The sequence below is a fragment of the Streptomyces sp. CC208A genome (genome assembly GCF_030010625.1).
Classification (GTDB): Bacteria; Actinomycetota; Actinomycetes; order Streptomycetales; family Streptomycetaceae; genus Streptomyces.
The window spans coordinates 111,906-125,507 of record NZ_JASCXN010000025.1 but is presented as its reverse complement, the minus strand read 5'-3'; the positions used below and the strand labels follow the sequence as shown (position 1 = coordinate 125,507).

The following is a 13,602-nucleotide window of genomic DNA, read 5'->3' as shown; positions in this document are numbered from 1 at the left end:
AGTGCCCGCTTCGACGCGGAGGAGGCTGTTGTACGGGTCGCGGTACTCGAAGGTCATGGTGGGCTCCTGGTCAGGCGCGGTCGCGGTTGATGACGGACTGGAGCCAGCGCGCGTCCTCGGGGGCGACGTGCGCGCCGTTGGTCGGCTGGACGATCAGGTACATGGGCTGACCGTCGCTGTCGCGGTCGGGGTGGACGCGAACGCCCCAGGTGCAGCGGTCGGGAGTGCCGTGGCCGTCGAGGCAGTGGAGGCAGGGGAGTTCGTCCTCGACCTCGGTGGACTCGTGGTCGAGCCAGACGATGACGGTGGCGCCGCCGTGGCCGTGGATGTGGTCGACGCTGGCCTGCCCGCGGTCCCAGAACACGACGGAGGGGTGTTCGCCGAGCCAGCGGACGGAGGCGGTGCCGTCGGGCCAGAGGATGCCGTCGGCGACGCGGCCGGTGCCGGAGACGCCGGTGATGTCGGTGTTGCGCTGGAGGTAGAAGCGGCGGGGTACTGCGGTCATGGTGTTGCTCCTTGGGTGGGCCGGGCCGTGTGGGCGGCCCGGCGGGGACGGGCGAAGGTCAGGCGGTGCGGTCCGTGCGGCGGTACGCCTCGGCCGCGGTGATGCCGTTGACGCGCTTCCCGGGGGCGAGGCGGCGGGCGAGCGCGAGCGCGTCGTCCAGCTCGGCGAAGGTGAGGGCCTCGTAGTAGTCGAAGTGCCAGTGGCCGCCCGGCCCTTCGACCCACCCGACTCCGTCGGTGATGCCCCAGCCGTCGGGCCGCCGCTGGACGTACAGGGCGTAGGCGCGGTGGTTGATGTCGTCGGCGGGGAGGAGGGAGACGGTGTACCGGGTGGCGGTGACGGTGACCTCAGGCAGGTCGGGCACGTGTTGCTCCTTGGGTGGGTACGGTGGTGCCGGCCCTCCCCGCGCTGCCTGCGGGGAGGGCTGCGGCATGTCAGGCGGTGGTGCGGGTGCGGGCGCGGTGGACGGTCCGCGGGGTGCAGCGGAGACGTTCGGCGATCTGTCGGGCGGAGTAGCCGTGGCGGCTGAGCTGCTGGATGGCGGCGGCGCGTTCGCGGGGGGTGAGCCGCGGGGGTGGGTCTCCGGCGATGGCGCGTTCGATGGCGATCTCGTCGGGTTGGGCGGGGGTGTACGTGTTGCGTTCGCAGGTGCGGCAGACGGCCCAGCCGCGGGTGTCGATGCGGAGGTTGTCGGGGAAGGGGTGGCCGTGTCGGCAGGTGGGTCGGGCGGCTCTCCAGTGGGCCATGGGGGTCTCCTCGGAGGGTGTGGCGGCGGGGTCAGGCGAGGGCGGCGAGGACGCGGGCGCCGAGCCACTGCGCCGCGTTCACCGAGACGGCGTTGCCGGCCTGCATGATCTGCTCGGCCTGGTTGCCGTGGACGACGTAGTCCGTGCCGAACCGCTGGGCGGACATCAGCTCGCGCGGGGTGAGCATCCGCAGCGTGCAGTCGTCGACCGTGGCCGCCGGCCGGACGAGGCTGTGGTGGGGCCTGGTTGCGATCGTGGTCACCGGCTCGGCCGTGGTGCGGACGGCGCCCTTGCGTCCGTTGGGAACGATCAGGGCGTGGTGGCGGCCCTGCGCGGACAGGCCGGGGATGGGGCCGGTGACGGGGACGGCGGTGCCGTTGCGGCGCAGGACGGCCACGTGCGGGTCCGTGCCGTACGCGGCGAGCCCGGCCTCGACCCGGGCCCGCGTCGAGGCGGCGTACGGGGTGAACGCCTTCCGGTCCGGGCGGCCGTCGCCGATCCGGCGGCCGGGGAGGGACCAGTCGATGATGTCGGCAACCGGGCGGACGATCGGCTCCAGGATGAGGTGCCCGCACTGCCGGTTCGGGCAGCGGTAGTCGTACTGGACGCCCCACTTCCCGGCCCGGCGCCGGCTCGGGTTCCGCCACACCTGCCGCGCCTGAACGGGCCCGCACTCGGGGCACACGGCCTCCGGGCGGACCTCCAGGTCCGGCATCGGGGTGCCCTTGCGGACCAGGACCCCGTACGCACGGTTCCGCCACTGGGCGGCCGCGTCGTTGTCGATGCCGGAAAGGTGCGCGGACGACGCCGAGACGACCTTGCCCTCGTAGCCGAGGAGGTCGAACCCACCCCACCACCAGTCGAACAGCTCCCAGTCGGTGACGAACTCGGGGACGTTCTCCCACATGACGACCCGGGGGCGGTGGACCTCGACGTAGCGGAGGACGTCGTACGCGGTCGCGCGGGTGCGTTCCCACGCGGCGTCCGGGACGGAGCCGTGCTCCAGGAGTTCGAGCTGGCCGCGGGTGCGCTTGCGGCCGCCGGCGGGGCTGATCTCGGTGCAGATGGGGGAGGCCCACAGGACGTCGGCGGAGGGGAGGCGGCGCATGTCGTAGTTGTTGACGTCGGCGCAGAGGTGGTCGGCGGTGGGGTGGTTGGCGGCGTGGGTCTCGATGGCGCGCTGCCAGTGGTTCGCGGCGAGGCGGAGGTGCATGCCGGCGGCGACGAGGCCGGTGCTGCTGCCTCCGGCGCCGCAGAAGATGTCGACGAAGGTGATCACGGGGTGGCTCCTGCGGGTGTGATGGTCCAGCCGCTGCCGCGGCAGGCGTTGCTGGGGGCTCCGTGGCGGCGGAGGCGTCCGTTGGCGTTGACGAGCTGGTTGGTGGTGCAGATGGGGCAGGGGTAGCGGCGGGTGCGGGGCGGGATGGTGAGCTTCCAGCCGTCGCGGGTGAGGTCGTGGATGATGCGGCGGGCTTGGGTGTTGAGGGGTTCGCGTGCTCGGTAGCCGTCTTCGAGGGCGGCTTCGATGACGGCGAGGGCGGCGAGGGGGATGGCGGTCTGCCCGGGGACGTGCTCGGTGGGCTGGTCGAGGGTGGCGCGGACGACGCTCAGGCGCCGGGCCGGCGTCATGCGGCACCTCGCCGACGGTCGGGGCCGGTCATGGCGACGACGGTGGTGTCCTGCGACAAGCGGGACACGATCCGCTCACCGAGCGCGGTCACGAGGTCGGGGCCCTGTCGGACGCCCTGCCGGTCGGTCGAGTCGGCGGGCAGGTTGGAGGTGTAGAGCGTCGGCCGACACGCGTTGTACCGCTCGTTGATCAGCCGGTAGGTGACTTCCTCGGTCCACTCGGTGGCCTTGGCGGAGCCGAGGTCGTCGAGGACGAGGAGGGGGACGCGGGCGAGGCGGCGGAGTTCTTCCTCGGCGCCGCGCTCGCTGCCCTTGGGGCGGAGCAGGCCGTACATGTCGGCGGCGGTGGTGGCCCGGATCTCGTAGACGGAGGGTCCGGCTTCGGCGATACGGCGGAGAGCACCGTACGCCTGGTGGGTCTTGCCGGTTCCGGTCGTGCCGGTGAGGAGGAGGCTTCCTGCGGTGGTGGGGTCGGCGGCAACGCGGTCGGCCCACTGCTGGATGTCGGGGAGGGTGGCGGTGGCCTGCCGGTAGCGGGGCGGGACGGCGGTGTGCCACCGGTCGAGGGCCCACTCGGCGCGGACGCGGCGGTGGTACTCGGGGTGACCGGGTTCGTCGGGGGTGGGCGCGTCGTCGACGGGGCCGGGCGCCACGTTGGGGTGGCGCTCCTGGATGCCGGCAAGGATGCGGCCGAGGGCGGCGTTCGGGTTGCCGGTGAGGCTGCTGGGTTCGGGCATGGTCAGAATCCGTTCTCGTACACGGACGGGTCGACGGGGTTCTGGTAGGGCTGCCAGCCACCGGACACGGCACGGAGCTGGGGGCGTCCGGCGCCGGGTGCGGGGGCCGGGGGGAGGTCGCGCCAGCCAGCGAGGAAGTACTTGCCGTAGGTGATCTGCCGCTGCTGGCACTGCTCGATGGCGTAGCGGGCAAGGCGGTCGGCGCCGTGACTCTGGATGAGGGCGTGGATGATCAGCCACTCGGGGTGCTTGAGGTTCCAGCGGAGGGTGTCGTATCCGGCGCGGCTGATGGTGTCGATGAGGGGGCGTGCGAAGTCCGGGATGCTCGTTGCTGCTGCCGGGTCGGGCTCGCCCTCAAGCTGGCTAGCACTCCTGGTAGGAGTGGTTTGGTGATGGGGCCCTGATTCCGGGCCCCTAGGGGCCTCGATTCCGGGCCCCCCCGGCCCTGATTCCGGGCCCCTAGCGTCTTCGCTACCGGCCCTGATTCCGGGCCCCTGCTGAGAGTTAGGGGCCTTGATTCCGGGCCCCTGCTCCGGAGCTACCGGCCCTGATTCCGGGCCGGTAGCGCCAGGCGCGGGGCGCCGGTACCCCACCGCATCGGGCAGCCGGTACTTCGCGGCCCGACTTCCCTGCTGCGCCTCGACCAAGACGAGCTCACCCGACAGCAGCGCCTTGTCGACCGCCTTCTGCACTACTGACCGAGACGCGTTCAGCCGCTTCATGAACTCGGTGGTGCCCATCCGCGTCTCGCATCGGAGGTCGAGCACAGCGTCGGCGACGGCGAGCAGCACCAGGCGTGGGTTGCCCCTGTTGCAGCTGTGGTTCCACACCCAGTGCTGCGCGTCGATGGTCACGGGGCCTTCTCTCCGTAGTGCGGTGGGTGGTTCGGGGCCCGGGGCGCGACGGCCCCGGGCACGGGGTCAGGCGGCGGTACGCCGGCGGGCGGCGGACTTCTTCCGGACCGCTTCACGGCACGCGTCGTCGACGGGCTCGTCGTTGCGGAGGTGCCGCTGGTAGGCGGCGCTCGTCCCGCACGGCGCCGGCCGCTTCCCACCCGTGTGCGGCGTCTCGGGCTCGGGGCGGAGCCTGCGGCGCGCGGTCTCGGACAGGCCGCCCCAGATGCCGTGTCGCTCGTCGTTGTCGAGCGCGTACTCCAGGCACTCGCGGCGGACGTCGCACGCCAGGCAGACGCGCTTGGCGATCGACGCGCGGCCGTCCTTCTCGGGGAACCACAGGTCGGGGTCGACCTGTGAGCAGAGGGCGCTGTCGCGCCAGGTGGTGCCCGTGGCGGGGCGGGTGGTCAGCCCCGCCACGGGAGACTCGGAGGAGGTCACTGGGCGGCCTCCTTGGTGGCGCACGGCTGGCAGTCAGGGCGACCGCAGACGGGGGTGATGGCACTGCGGGACCAGGCCCAGCCGTGGTGCAGGACGACCGCGTACAGGACCGGGTCGTGCTCGGAGACGGGCATCAGCCGTAGCTGCGCGAACGAGGCGTTGAACTCGTTGGCGAGGGCGAGGCACTCATCGAGGGTGTCGCGGTCATGGATGTCGTCCATGCCGAGGATCCACACCGACCACGGCTGCTCCTCGTAGCCGACCTGGTTGCGATTGGGACCGAAGAGACTGGTCACGACTCCTCCTTGATGTCGTCGATGCCGAGCGCACGGCGGGCTGCGGGCAGGAGGGGTTCGCCCTGGTAGCCGGTCGCGTCGAGGAGCTGGTCCGTCAGGCGCCGGATGGTGCGGCGGTAGCCTTCGGCCTGTGCCCGCTCGGCGGCGACCGCGCGGACGGCACGGTGGAGACGGCGCTGCTGGTCCTCGTACCGGCGGCGGCCCAACGGCTCACGGCCACGGTCCTCGGTCCACCAGCGGATCAGCTCCAGGGCCTGCGCGTGCTGCTCCGGGGTGAGCGCGGCGATGAACTGGTCGGCCAGCTGCTCGCGGAACACGTCGCCCATGCCCGAGCCCCACAGGGTCCAGTCGATGAGCGACCACAGCTCGGTGTGCTCGACCTCGACCGGCGGCCGCGGTTCACGCTCAGCGGCCAGCTCGGCCTCAGCCTTCCGGCGCGCGTCCCGTTCGTCGCCCAACTTGCTGGCGACGTGGGCCAGGTTCGACCGGTGGAGGGCGGCGAGGAAGTCGATGGCTTCCTCGTGGCGGCGGCGGGAGATGAAGGGGAGACGCATCACGCCTCACCGCCGGCCGTCGTGGTGGTGATCTCGTCAAGGGTCACGCGCGAGGGGAACTCCTCCTCGGCCGAGATCTCGCCCTGCTGGATCGACCGGAAGATCACGCCCAGGTTCGCGACATCGTGATCCGTCCACTTCGCCGACGGCCGACCGAACTTTGCCTCGATCCGCTCGACGGTGACGCCGATGCCCTCGAACGCCTTGACCGCGTCCGCGATCCGCAGGTTCAACGGCTGACCGCCACCGTCCTGGAGGGTGCGGGCGCACAGCTCCTTCGCTTCCTCCACGAACCACGGCGGGAGGATCGCGAAGATCGCCTCACGGACACGGCGGGCACCGTTGTTGGCGTTGTTCTCGTAGATGTCCCGCATGTCCGTCAGCTGCTTCGGGCCACCACGCTGGTCCCTCTTGTGCGGGACGATGAACGTCGACGACGTGCGGGTGTTCTTCTCGACGTCCCACGCGTACGCCTTCATCTCCGACTCGCCGTACACGTCGTCCCGGCGCATCTCCACCAGGCCGTAGTCGACGTTCCCCCAGCACGACGCCAGCGCCCGTGCCAGGTGCACCGACGCACCTGACACCGTTCCCTGACCACGGGAGAACCGGAAGAACGCCCGCTCCGCGAGGAACTTCTGCGAGCACACCTGCCGCATCTCCGCGATCGCCGCCGAGATGTTTCGCGGGCACTGCTGCGCCACCACGATCGCGGCCTGCACCTCGGCCACCGCACGGGACTGCTCGACCGCCGTCCCCTGCCCCACACGCTCCGGCATCGCCGCCGGGCTCATACGCTCGATCTGCTGCTGGCTCACAGGTACTCCTCGGTGTCACGGTTCAGCGCCCACGCGGGCAGGGAGAGGTAGAACGGCTCGTGCTCGGGCACGTAGCCGGGCCAGCGGCCGGTCTCGACGCACACGCGGTACATGTCGAGGGCGCGTTCGTTCTTCGCCGCCCCGATCCGCAGCGTCGGCATGTCCAGCTCGACGACCGTGATCAGGAACGGGGCTGTCTTCTCCTGGAACACCAGGAGGAACGCGGGCTTCTCGTCCAGGTCCAGGGCCCGGACTCCGTCGAGGTACCAGGCGGCCTGCTGGTGGTAGCCGTAGGTGTCGACCGCGCGGGCCAGCGCCTCGGGGTGAGCGGACACGGTGGTCTTGTAGTCGGCGACGATCAGCCGGCCGTCACGCGGGTTCGGCAGCCAGTCCAGCCGGGCCCGCCGCATGATCTCGGTCCGCTCGTCCCGCCAGAACAGGGACTGCTCGGGCCGCCCGTTGCCAGCGGCGAAGAGGGCCGACGCGATCGGGTGTCGACGGATCACGTCCGCCATCTCGTGCACCCGGTCGTAGTCGGAGGCGAGCAGCGCGACACCGCCAGCGTCGGCGACGGCGTCGCGTTCCTCGCGAGCTGCTTTCGTCCGCCAGTCCGGCGCCTCGACGGCGACCAGCTCGGGCCCGTCACCAAGGACGAGTTTGTGGGCGGCCGTGCCGAAGTCGAACGTGTCACGGCGGGGCTGCGGGTGGTCCTGCTCGTACCGGTACAGGGCTGGGGCCTTGAGCATGGTGCGGGCGCCGGTCGATGACAGCGACGTGCGCTGGGCGTGGTACTCCTCGGCGGTCAGCTGGGGGTACAGGCCCGGCTCGACGATCTCGCTCATCGGCCACCACCGCAGGTGCAGTCCTCGAACGTGCCCCGGCAGACCGGGCAGCGGCCGGTGGTCTGGTGGGGGATGACCGGCAGGTCACGGCCGAGGGCGTACTCGTGGTGGAGCTCGGAGTCGTGCGGGTCCTCCTGCTGACGCTGCTGGGGGACGGCGTAGTCGTCGCTCCAGTAGTGCCGCTTCGTCTCGTTCTGGTGGTCACCCCGGTGACGGACGGGCAGCACGCACTTGCTGCCGTAGAGGCGGGCGACGGACGGGCAGATGGCGGCGGCCTCCAGCTCGGCGACCCGGGCCCGCAGTACGGCGTTCTCCCGCACCGCGTCGTCGAGGGCCTCGTTCGTCGAGTGCCGCTCCGCCTGCAGGCGCTGCACCTCGGCCTCAGCCGCCTTGGTCCAGCCCATCCACGTGTCGCGGTCCTCAACGCGCTGGAGGATGCCCTCTCCGTACGCCTGCGCCCGCTCCCGAGCCGACTGCCACGCCAGCCGCAACCGCTCCTCGCGGGCGCTCATGCGGCACGCTCCACCAGCTCGTCAGCCGGACGCTCCGACAGCTGCGGCAGACCACAGCCCGTCAGCTGGACCTGAGCCGCCACGTCGTGACCATCCACCGACCGGACCACCAGGCCCCTCACCGTCAGCCACGAGTCACCGCGCGACTTCAGCTCCACGTTCTCGACGCCGAATCCCAGCGCCTCACGCCACGCCTCGAAGTCGGCGATCTCCAGCTGGAACGAAACGCTCGTCTCCCAGTACGTGTGGACCACGACGTACGGGGCGGGCAGCAGCGGGTTCTCCGCCGCGAGCAGCGCCACCAGACGGAACGCCTGGGCCTGCTGGCCGACGGTGGGGGTAGGGTTGTTGCTCATGGATTCCACTCCAATCAGTGGGGTTCGTGAGGGGCTGCGGGACCCGGCACGGTCTCGACGGCCCCGTTCTTCTTGGGTGGGTCAGGCGATCTGCCGCTGCGCCCCGCGAGACGGCAGGGGACGCAGACCGGCCAGCGGGTGCACACCCGACGCGGACGCCCGCACCGTGGCGATCGGACCGCTCGTCGGCTCGTGGTGGAACAGGGCGTCAATGCGCTCCAGGTCCGCATCCGTGAAGGTGACGACGCGTCCCTTCTTCGAGTGCGGCAGCTTCTTGATGTGCCGCCGCAGCCACGACTCCTCGACACGAAGTGCCTTGGCCGCTTCCGGGTAGGTGTGGCGGGTCATCGCTGGACCGCCAAGCGGGGCCTGCCGGTGTGTCGGGTGGCGCGTCCTTCGGGGGCGAACAGGATCAGGAGGTCCACGCCGATCGCGCCGCAGATGGCGTGAGCGGTGGGCTCGATCACGGACTCCTGCTCGCCGGTCAGGAGGTTGCCGATGGTGCCGTGGGCGACACCGGCCTTTGTGGCGAGTCCTCGGATGCTGAGGGGGGCACCGGTACCAGTGCGTTCCATCAGGCGGCCGAGGAGGCTTCTGTCGAGAAGCTTGTAGAGGGGTTGCGCAGGGTTATGCGCCAGGTCAGGGGTTGCCATGTCCACCTCGTGCGGCATTTCGTTGCACTGCTTGGATGCCTTGAGCATTGCATAGCTTGGACGTGTTGTCCATCTTCTTGGATGTCCGTGTGGGGATCTCGTCAAAACGCCTGTGCGCTCTAGCGCGCGCCGCCTCATGCCGTGGACACTTCGTCCAGCACGTTGGATGGCAGACCGAGTGCTACCAGGGGGGAAGTACCTGATGCCTCACTGGTCCCATGGACACCCCACAGCCCATGACATGACACGGAGTGGCAGGATGAGCCTCATGGCTACCGAAGATCGCCCGCGCGCGGAGGCCCCGAGGCCAGCGCTCAGCGAGCTGGTCAAGAGACGCAGGGCCGAGCTAGGGCTGAGCTACGTCAAGCTCGCGCAGCGATGCGTCGACCCCGAGACGGGGGAGCAGACGGTTAAGGACTCTTGGCTGCACCGCCTGGAGACCGGCCTCAAGGTGCTCGCCCCCGAGTACTCCGCCATCGTCGGCCTTGCGGTAGGTCTCCAACTTCCACTGCACGTCGTGCAGGCTGCGGCCGGTGAGCAGTTCTTCGGGATCTCCACCGTCGAGGGGGAGTCGGGGCGCGCTCGTGCGCTTGTCGCGCGCGCTGACCGTATGACGCCCGAGCAGGTGGATGCCTTGGCCCGATTCCTCGACGTCCTCGCTCCCGGGGAGTAGCGCTCTGGCATATTCCGGGCCGCAACCTCACGGTGCGTGGTTGTCGGGTGCGGGGTGTAGTCAAACCTTCACCGACCTGGCAGCATGAGCCATCCGCCTGGGGGGCGAGTAGGTTCGGTAGCCTGCGTGTGTCGTTAGGTTCGAACTGGTGACCGAGCGATGCGGGCCACGGTAATGGGGGTCACATGGCTGACGAAGGAACGGCGAAGCAGCAGAGCATGCGCGAGTCTGTCCGCATCGAGTTCGTGCCCAAGGAGGAGATGCCGGACGGCCACATCGTCGTCCCGCTTGAGGCGCCAGGAACCCTGGTCTGGGGGGTCCTTGAGGGCCAGATGACCGAAGAGCTCCGGAGCGAGATGAACCACTGCCTCCAGCACATCATCGGCTCAGGCCTCTGGCGGCAGAACCGGGGCAGCGACCAGCCGCCCCAGCCCACCCCCCACTAGGCGCTGCGCACCGCCCGCAACCCCGCCTTCGGCGCCGGGCTGCCCATCGCGGCCTCGATCGCCACTGCGATGTCGTCGTCGAGCCCCTGCACCAGATGCCCGTACCGGTCCACCGTGGTCTGGATGCTCTCGTGCCCGAGGCGTACCTGAATCGCGGGCAGCGGGATCCGTGCGGCGATCAGCCAGGACACATGCGTGTGCCGGAGGTCATGGAGCCGGGGCCGCTTCGGCAGTCCTTTCTCCATGGCTTTCTGCACCGCAGGCAGCCACTTGCGGTTGTAGTAGTTCGCATGCCGCCATGACTTTCCCGTAGCGGTGCGGAACAGGAAGTCGTCCGGCTTCATCCCCGTCGCGTGACGTCGTGCCACCTCAACCTGTGCAGGCGCCAGCCGCAGCAGCCGGCGCGCCTTCTTCGTCTTCGGCGGCCCGAGGTAGAACGCGCCGCCGACGCTGCCCTTCTTCGCCTTCTTCCATGCGCGCTGGATGTTCGCTGACGGTCGGTCTGAGTTCAGGCTGAGGTCGGAGATCTTCAGCGCGGTGGCCTCGCTCCAGCGCATGCCCGTGCCGACGAGCCAGTCGGCCAGGTCGCGGGCGTCGGGGTCGGTGATCTCGGCGGCGATGCGCTGGTACTCGTCGCGTTCCAGGAACGTCATCTCCTCGTCGACGTGGTCGTCCACGCGGGGGAGGCGAGTGTTCTTGCAGCAGTTCTTCGTACGGAGCTGGGGCTCAGACTCCACGGCGGCCTGCACGATGCAGTACAGGAGCCCGTGGCGGTTGCGGATGGACTTGGGGTCGGCCTCCCTTCGGATCCACTTCTCGGGGTCGGCAGGGTCCCTCTCGCCGTCCTCCTCCATGCGCACCCAGTCGGATACATCGTCCTGCGTGAGGTTGCAGATCGTCGCCTCCCGCTCGGTGCCGGTCGGGTCGATGTGCCGGATGAGGGAGAAGTGGATCCGGATCTCACGGTGGTAGTCCTCGCGGGTCCGGTCGTCGATGCCGGTGAGCCGGTCGACGTAGCGCGTGGCGTACGCCACAAGGGGCATGTCGCCGGGGACCTTGGGCTGCTCGACGAATCCCTCGCCGCGCACCCACCCGTGCGGCCAGCAGCCGCCGTGGGCCTCGACCAGTTTCTTGAACTGGTCGGCTTGGTCGGAGTCCCCGAAGTTCTCCGTCTGCCATGAGCCGTCCTGGCGCCACTTCACCTGAAAGGTGCAGGTGCCGTCCTTCTTGGGCCTCTCCACGATGCTCGCCATGGGCCGACGATACGACCGGATCCGACGTCTGTGTTCCCACAATGTTCCCAAGGATCCAGGCATGACGAAGGGCTGACCCGTTTACACAGGTCAGCCCTTGATCATTCAGGGTGAGTAACGGGACTCGAACCCGCGACATCCTGGACCACAACCAGGTGCTCTACCAGCTGAGCTATACCCACCATGACCGGCGGTTCTCCGAGGTTTCCCCGGGTTTCCCCGACCGGCCGAGAAGAAGTCTACAGGGTTCCGAGGGGTGCTCGCGCACACGTTTTCTCCGGGTGCGCGAGCGGGCCCTTCAGGGAGGCGTCTACTCCGCCGGGACGACGTGCCGGGCCGCGATCTCCCGGGCGGTCTCCGCGTCCGGGCCGGGCTGCGGGACGAAGATCGCCTCGCGGTAGTAGCGCAGCTCGGCGATGGACTCGCGGATGTCGGCGAGCGCCCGGTGGTTGCCGTTCTTCTCCGGACTGTTGAAGTACGCCCTCGGGTACCAGCGGCGTGCCAGCTCCTTGACCGAGGACACATCGACGATCCGGTAGTGCAGGTGGCTTTCCAGGGCGGGCATGTCCCGGGCGAGGAAGCCGCGGTCGGTGGAGACCGAGTTCCCGCACAGCGGCGCCTTGCCGGGCTCCTTCACGTGCTCGCGGATGTACGCCAGGACCTGCGCCTCCGCGTCGGCCAGCGTGGTGCCGCCGGGCAGCGCGTCGAGCAGACCGGAGGCGGTGTGCATCTGGCGCACGATCTCCGGCATGGTCTCCAGGGCGTGGTCCGGCGGGCGGATCACGATGTCCACGCCTTCGCCGAGCACGTTCAGTTCCGAGTCGGTGACCAGCGCGGCCACCTCGATGAGTGCGTCGTCCGTCAGCGAGAGCCCGGTCATCTCGCAGTCGATCCACACCATGCGATCGTTCATGCGTCCTACCTTAGGCGCGAAACACGGAGGAGAGACGCCGGCGGGCGCCCGGGGAAGGTCTCCCCGGACGCCCGCCGGTACCGCGTCGCGCCGCTTGTGGCGGCGCAGGTCCTCTATCGCCCGCTGCGGCGGCCGTCCGTCACGGCGCGGTGCGCTGGCCCGGCAGGGCGGGCCGGCCCGGTGTGTAGGCGTCGGACGTGGGCTTGCCCGGCTCCAGCGGTGACCCGGGCCGGCGGGCACCCGCCGCCACCTGGGCGGGCACCACCGGCTCCAGGACGGCCGTGGCCGGCTCACCCTGGGGCCGCCTGGCCCGGTACGCCGCCCGGTAGGCCGCCGGCGAGGAGCCGAGCTGCCGCCGGAAGTGGCCGCGCAGCGCCACCGGCGAACGGAAGCCGCAGCGCCCCGCGACCTCGTCCACCGAGTAGTCCGAGGTCTCCAGGAGCCGCTGCGCCTGGAGCACCCGCTGGGTGATCAGCCACTGGAGCGGCGCGGAGCCGGTCAGCGAGCGGAAACGGCGGTCGAAGGTCCGCCGTGACATGTACGCACGGGCCGCCAGGGTCTCCACGTCGAACTGCTCGTGGAGGTGCTCCAGCGCCCAGGCCACGACCTCGGCGAGCGGGTCGGAGCCGATCTCCTCCGGTAAAGACCTGTCGAGGTAGCGCTCCTGACCGCCACTGCGCCGCGGCGGGACGACCAGCCGGCGCGCGAGCGCGCCCGCGGCCTCGGTGCCGTGGTCGGTCCGCACGATGTGCAGACACAGATCGATTCCGGCCGCGGTGCCGGCGGAGGTCAGCACGTCCCCGTCGTCGACGAAGAGCTCCCGCGGGTCCACGTGGACCGACGGATAGCGCTTGGCGAGCGTCGGCGCGTACATCCAGTGCGTCGTCGCCGGGCGGCCGTCCAGCAGGCCGGCCGCGGCGAGGACGAACGCCCCGGTGCACAGGCCGACGATCCTGGCCCCTTCTTCGTGCGCCCTGCGGAGCGCCTCAAGGGCCTCCGGAGGCGGCGGCGAGGTGATCGAGCGCCAGGCGGGGACGACGACCGTCCCCGCGCGGCTGATCGCCTCCAGGCCGTACGGCGCGGTCAGTTCGAGCCCGCCCGTGGTGCGCAGGGGCCCCTCTTCACCGGCGCAGACCAGCAGCCGGTAGCGGGGCACCCCGGCGTCCTGCCGGTCGATGCCGAACACGGAGAGCGGGATGGAGCTCTCGAAGATGGGGCCGCCGCTGAACAGCAGCACCGCGACGACTTCGCGACGGCGTCGTCCGGACAATTTCCGTGCGACCTCCGGTGCGGCGGAGTCCTGGCTCATGGCGCTAAGCCCCCCTCGGTGTTCGC

20 protein-coding genes, 1 tRNA gene and 1 pseudogene are annotated in these 13,602 nt (G+C 70.5%); 2 read left to right on the top strand and 20 right to left on the bottom strand.

From position 1 onward, the window contains the following. Nucleotides 1–70: 70 nt before the first annotated feature. The 16 genes and pseudogenes from QK442_RS25070 to QK442_RS24995 all read right to left on the bottom strand — a co-directional run bounded on the left by QK442_RS25070 (nt 71) and on the right by QK442_RS24995 (nt 8,904). The gene (locus QK442_RS25070; RefSeq protein WP_282696306.1) at nt 71–505 is read right to left on the bottom strand and encodes a hypothetical protein; all 435 of its coding nucleotides are present in this window, start codon (nt 503–505) and stop codon (nt 71–73) included. A gap of 58 nt (nt 506–563) precedes the next feature. Then, nucleotides 564–869, bottom strand: a complete 306-nt coding sequence (locus QK442_RS25065; protein ID WP_282696305.1) for a hypothetical protein — start codon at nt 867–869, stop codon at nt 564–566. 70 nt (nt 870–939) lie between these two features. Next, complete coding sequence (locus tag QK442_RS25060; protein WP_282696304.1) at nt 940–1,251, bottom strand: helix-turn-helix domain-containing protein; 312 nt, start codon at nt 1,249–1,251, stop codon at nt 940–942. Nucleotides 1,252–1,282: 31 nt separating this feature from the next. Beyond that, nucleotides 1,283–2,530 (bottom strand): DNA cytosine methyltransferase, encoded by a 1,248-nt coding sequence (locus tag QK442_RS25055; protein ID WP_282696303.1) that lies wholly within the window; start codon nt 2,528–2,530, stop codon nt 1,283–1,285. Continuing rightward, the gene (locus QK442_RS25050) at nt 2,527–2,880 is read right to left on the bottom strand and encodes a hypothetical protein (protein WP_282696302.1); all 354 of its coding nucleotides are present in this window, start codon (nt 2,878–2,880) and stop codon (nt 2,527–2,529) included. Before QK442_RS25050 ends, QK442_RS25055 begins: the two co-directional genes overlap by 4 nt. After that, nucleotides 2,877–3,617 (bottom strand): ATP-binding protein, encoded by a 741-nt coding sequence (locus tag QK442_RS25045; RefSeq protein WP_282696301.1) that lies wholly within the window; start codon nt 3,615–3,617, stop codon nt 2,877–2,879. Before QK442_RS25045 ends, QK442_RS25050 begins: the two co-directional genes overlap by 4 nt. 2 nt (nt 3,618–3,619) lie before the next feature. Then, on the bottom strand, nt 3,620–4,471 hold the full coding sequence (locus tag QK442_RS25040; RefSeq protein ID WP_282696300.1) for a hypothetical protein: 852 nt from the start codon (nt 4,469–4,471) through the stop codon (nt 3,620–3,622). 225 nt (nt 4,472–4,696) lie between these two features. Further along, a pseudogene (locus tag QK442_RS25035) lies at nt 4,697–4,930 on the bottom strand (WhiB family transcriptional regulator); the annotation flags it as partial. Between the two features lie 17 nt (nt 4,931–4,947). Next, a complete protein-coding gene (locus QK442_RS25030; protein WP_282696299.1) occupies nt 4,948–5,247 on the bottom strand; it encodes a hypothetical protein in 300 nt (99 codons plus the stop codon). Next, on the bottom strand, nt 5,244–5,801 hold the full coding sequence (locus tag QK442_RS25025) for a hypothetical protein (protein WP_282696298.1): 558 nt from the start codon (nt 5,799–5,801) through the stop codon (nt 5,244–5,246). The genes QK442_RS25030 and QK442_RS25025 overlap by 4 nt, the downstream gene beginning before the upstream one ends. Next, nucleotides 5,801–6,619, bottom strand: coding sequence for a hypothetical protein (locus QK442_RS25020; RefSeq protein WP_282696297.1), 819 nt, complete (start codon nt 6,617–6,619; stop codon nt 5,801–5,803). Before QK442_RS25020 ends, QK442_RS25025 begins: the two co-directional genes overlap by 1 nt. Next, nucleotides 6,616–7,461, bottom strand: a complete 846-nt coding sequence (locus tag QK442_RS25015; protein WP_282696296.1) for a PD-(D/E)XK nuclease-like domain-containing protein — start codon at nt 7,459–7,461, stop codon at nt 6,616–6,618. The genes QK442_RS25020 and QK442_RS25015 overlap by 4 nt, the downstream gene beginning before the upstream one ends. Then, a complete protein-coding gene (locus tag QK442_RS25010) occupies nt 7,458–7,973 on the bottom strand; it encodes a hypothetical protein (protein ID WP_282696295.1) in 516 nt (171 codons plus the stop codon). Before QK442_RS25010 ends, QK442_RS25015 begins: the two co-directional genes overlap by 4 nt. After that, a complete protein-coding gene (locus tag QK442_RS25005) occupies nt 7,970–8,329 on the bottom strand; it encodes a hypothetical protein (RefSeq protein ID WP_282696294.1) in 360 nt (119 codons plus the stop codon). The genes QK442_RS25010 and QK442_RS25005 overlap by 4 nt, the downstream gene beginning before the upstream one ends. 81 nt (nt 8,330–8,410) lie before the next feature. Further along, entirely contained in the window at nt 8,411–8,677 is a 267-nt protein-coding gene (locus tag QK442_RS25000) for a helix-turn-helix domain-containing protein (protein ID WP_282696293.1), read from the bottom strand. Beyond that, nucleotides 8,674–8,904, bottom strand: coding sequence for a hypothetical protein (locus QK442_RS24995; RefSeq protein ID WP_282696292.1), 231 nt, complete (start codon nt 8,902–8,904; stop codon nt 8,674–8,676). The genes QK442_RS25000 and QK442_RS24995 overlap by 4 nt, the downstream gene beginning before the upstream one ends. A 346-nt stretch (nt 8,905–9,250) precedes the next feature. Here QK442_RS24995 and QK442_RS24990 point away from each other — a divergent pair, with 346 nt between their 5' ends. After that, on the top strand, nt 9,251–9,655 hold the full coding sequence (locus QK442_RS24990; protein ID WP_282696291.1) for a helix-turn-helix domain-containing protein: 405 nt from the start codon (nt 9,251–9,253) through the stop codon (nt 9,653–9,655). A gap of 185 nt (nt 9,656–9,840) precedes the next feature. After that, nucleotides 9,841–10,101, top strand: coding sequence for a hypothetical protein (locus QK442_RS24985; protein WP_282696290.1), 261 nt, complete (start codon nt 9,841–9,843; stop codon nt 10,099–10,101). Here the strand turns inward: QK442_RS24985 and QK442_RS24980 are convergent. From QK442_RS24980 to QK442_RS24965, 4 genes are all read right to left on the bottom strand, one after another. Next, nucleotides 10,098–11,354 carry a site-specific integrase gene (locus tag QK442_RS24980; RefSeq protein WP_282696289.1) on the bottom strand — a complete coding sequence of 419 codons (1,257 nt, stop codon included), beginning with the start codon at nt 11,352–11,354 and terminating at the stop codon, nt 10,098–10,100. The genes QK442_RS24985 and QK442_RS24980 overlap by 4 nt on opposite strands. Before the next feature lie 109 nt (nt 11,355–11,463). Then, nucleotides 11,464–11,536, bottom strand: a tRNA-His gene (locus QK442_RS24975). 128 nt (nt 11,537–11,664) lie between these two features. After that, nucleotides 11,665–12,267, bottom strand: coding sequence for an oligoribonuclease (orn, locus tag QK442_RS24970; protein ID WP_282696288.1), 603 nt, complete (start codon nt 12,265–12,267; stop codon nt 11,665–11,667). Between the two features lie 139 nt (nt 12,268–12,406). After that, nucleotides 12,407–13,576, bottom strand: a complete 1,170-nt coding sequence (locus tag QK442_RS24965) for a helix-turn-helix domain-containing protein (protein WP_282696287.1) — start codon at nt 13,574–13,576, stop codon at nt 12,407–12,409. Nucleotides 13,577–13,602: the final 26 nt, after the last annotated feature.

Bases quoted from the DNA above. Each gene is read 5' to 3' on its own strand.
- QK442_RS25000 (WP_282696293.1), bottom strand. From the start codon at position 8,677: ATGACCCGCCACACCTACCCGGAAGCGGCCAAGGCACTTCGTGTCGAG.
- QK442_RS25045 (WP_282696301.1), bottom strand. From the start codon at position 3,617: ATGCCCGAACCCAGCAGCCTCACCGGCAACCCGAACGCCGCCCTCGGC.
- QK442_RS24980 (WP_282696289.1), bottom strand. From the start codon at position 11,354: ATGGCGAGCATCGTGGAGAGGCCCAAGAAGGACGGCACCTGCACCTTT.
- orn (WP_282696288.1), bottom strand. From the start codon at position 12,267: ATGAACGATCGCATGGTGTGGATCGACTGCGAGATGACCGGGCTCTCG.
- QK442_RS24995 (WP_282696292.1), bottom strand. From the start codon at position 8,904: ATGGAACGCACTGGTACCGGTGCCCCCCTCAGCATCCGAGGACTCGCC.
- QK442_RS25015 (WP_282696296.1), bottom strand. From the start codon at position 7,461: ATGAGCGAGATCGTCGAGCCGGGCCTGTACCCCCAGCTGACCGCCGAG.
- QK442_RS24985 (WP_282696290.1), top strand. From the start codon at position 9,841: ATGGCTGACGAAGGAACGGCGAAGCAGCAGAGCATGCGCGAGTCTGTC.
- QK442_RS25050 (WP_282696302.1), bottom strand. From the start codon at position 2,880: ATGACGCCGGCCCGGCGCCTGAGCGTCGTCCGCGCCACCCTCGACCAG.
- QK442_RS24990 (WP_282696291.1), top strand. From the start codon at position 9,251: ATGGCTACCGAAGATCGCCCGCGCGCGGAGGCCCCGAGGCCAGCGCTC.
- QK442_RS25010 (WP_282696295.1), bottom strand. From the start codon at position 7,973: ATGAGCGCCCGCGAGGAGCGGTTGCGGCTGGCGTGGCAGTCGGCTCGG.
- QK442_RS25070 (WP_282696306.1), bottom strand. From the start codon at position 505: ATGACCGCAGTACCCCGCCGCTTCTACCTCCAGCGCAACACCGACATC.
- QK442_RS24965 (WP_282696287.1), bottom strand. From the start codon at position 13,576: ATGAGCCAGGACTCCGCCGCACCGGAGGTCGCACGGAAATTGTCCGGA.
- QK442_RS25060 (WP_282696304.1), bottom strand. From the start codon at position 1,251: ATGGCCCACTGGAGAGCCGCCCGACCCACCTGCCGACACGGCCACCCC.
- QK442_RS25005 (WP_282696294.1), bottom strand. From the start codon at position 8,329: ATGAGCAACAACCCTACCCCCACCGTCGGCCAGCAGGCCCAGGCGTTC.
- QK442_RS25025 (WP_282696298.1), bottom strand. From the start codon at position 5,801: ATGCGTCTCCCCTTCATCTCCCGCCGCCGCCACGAGGAAGCCATCGAC.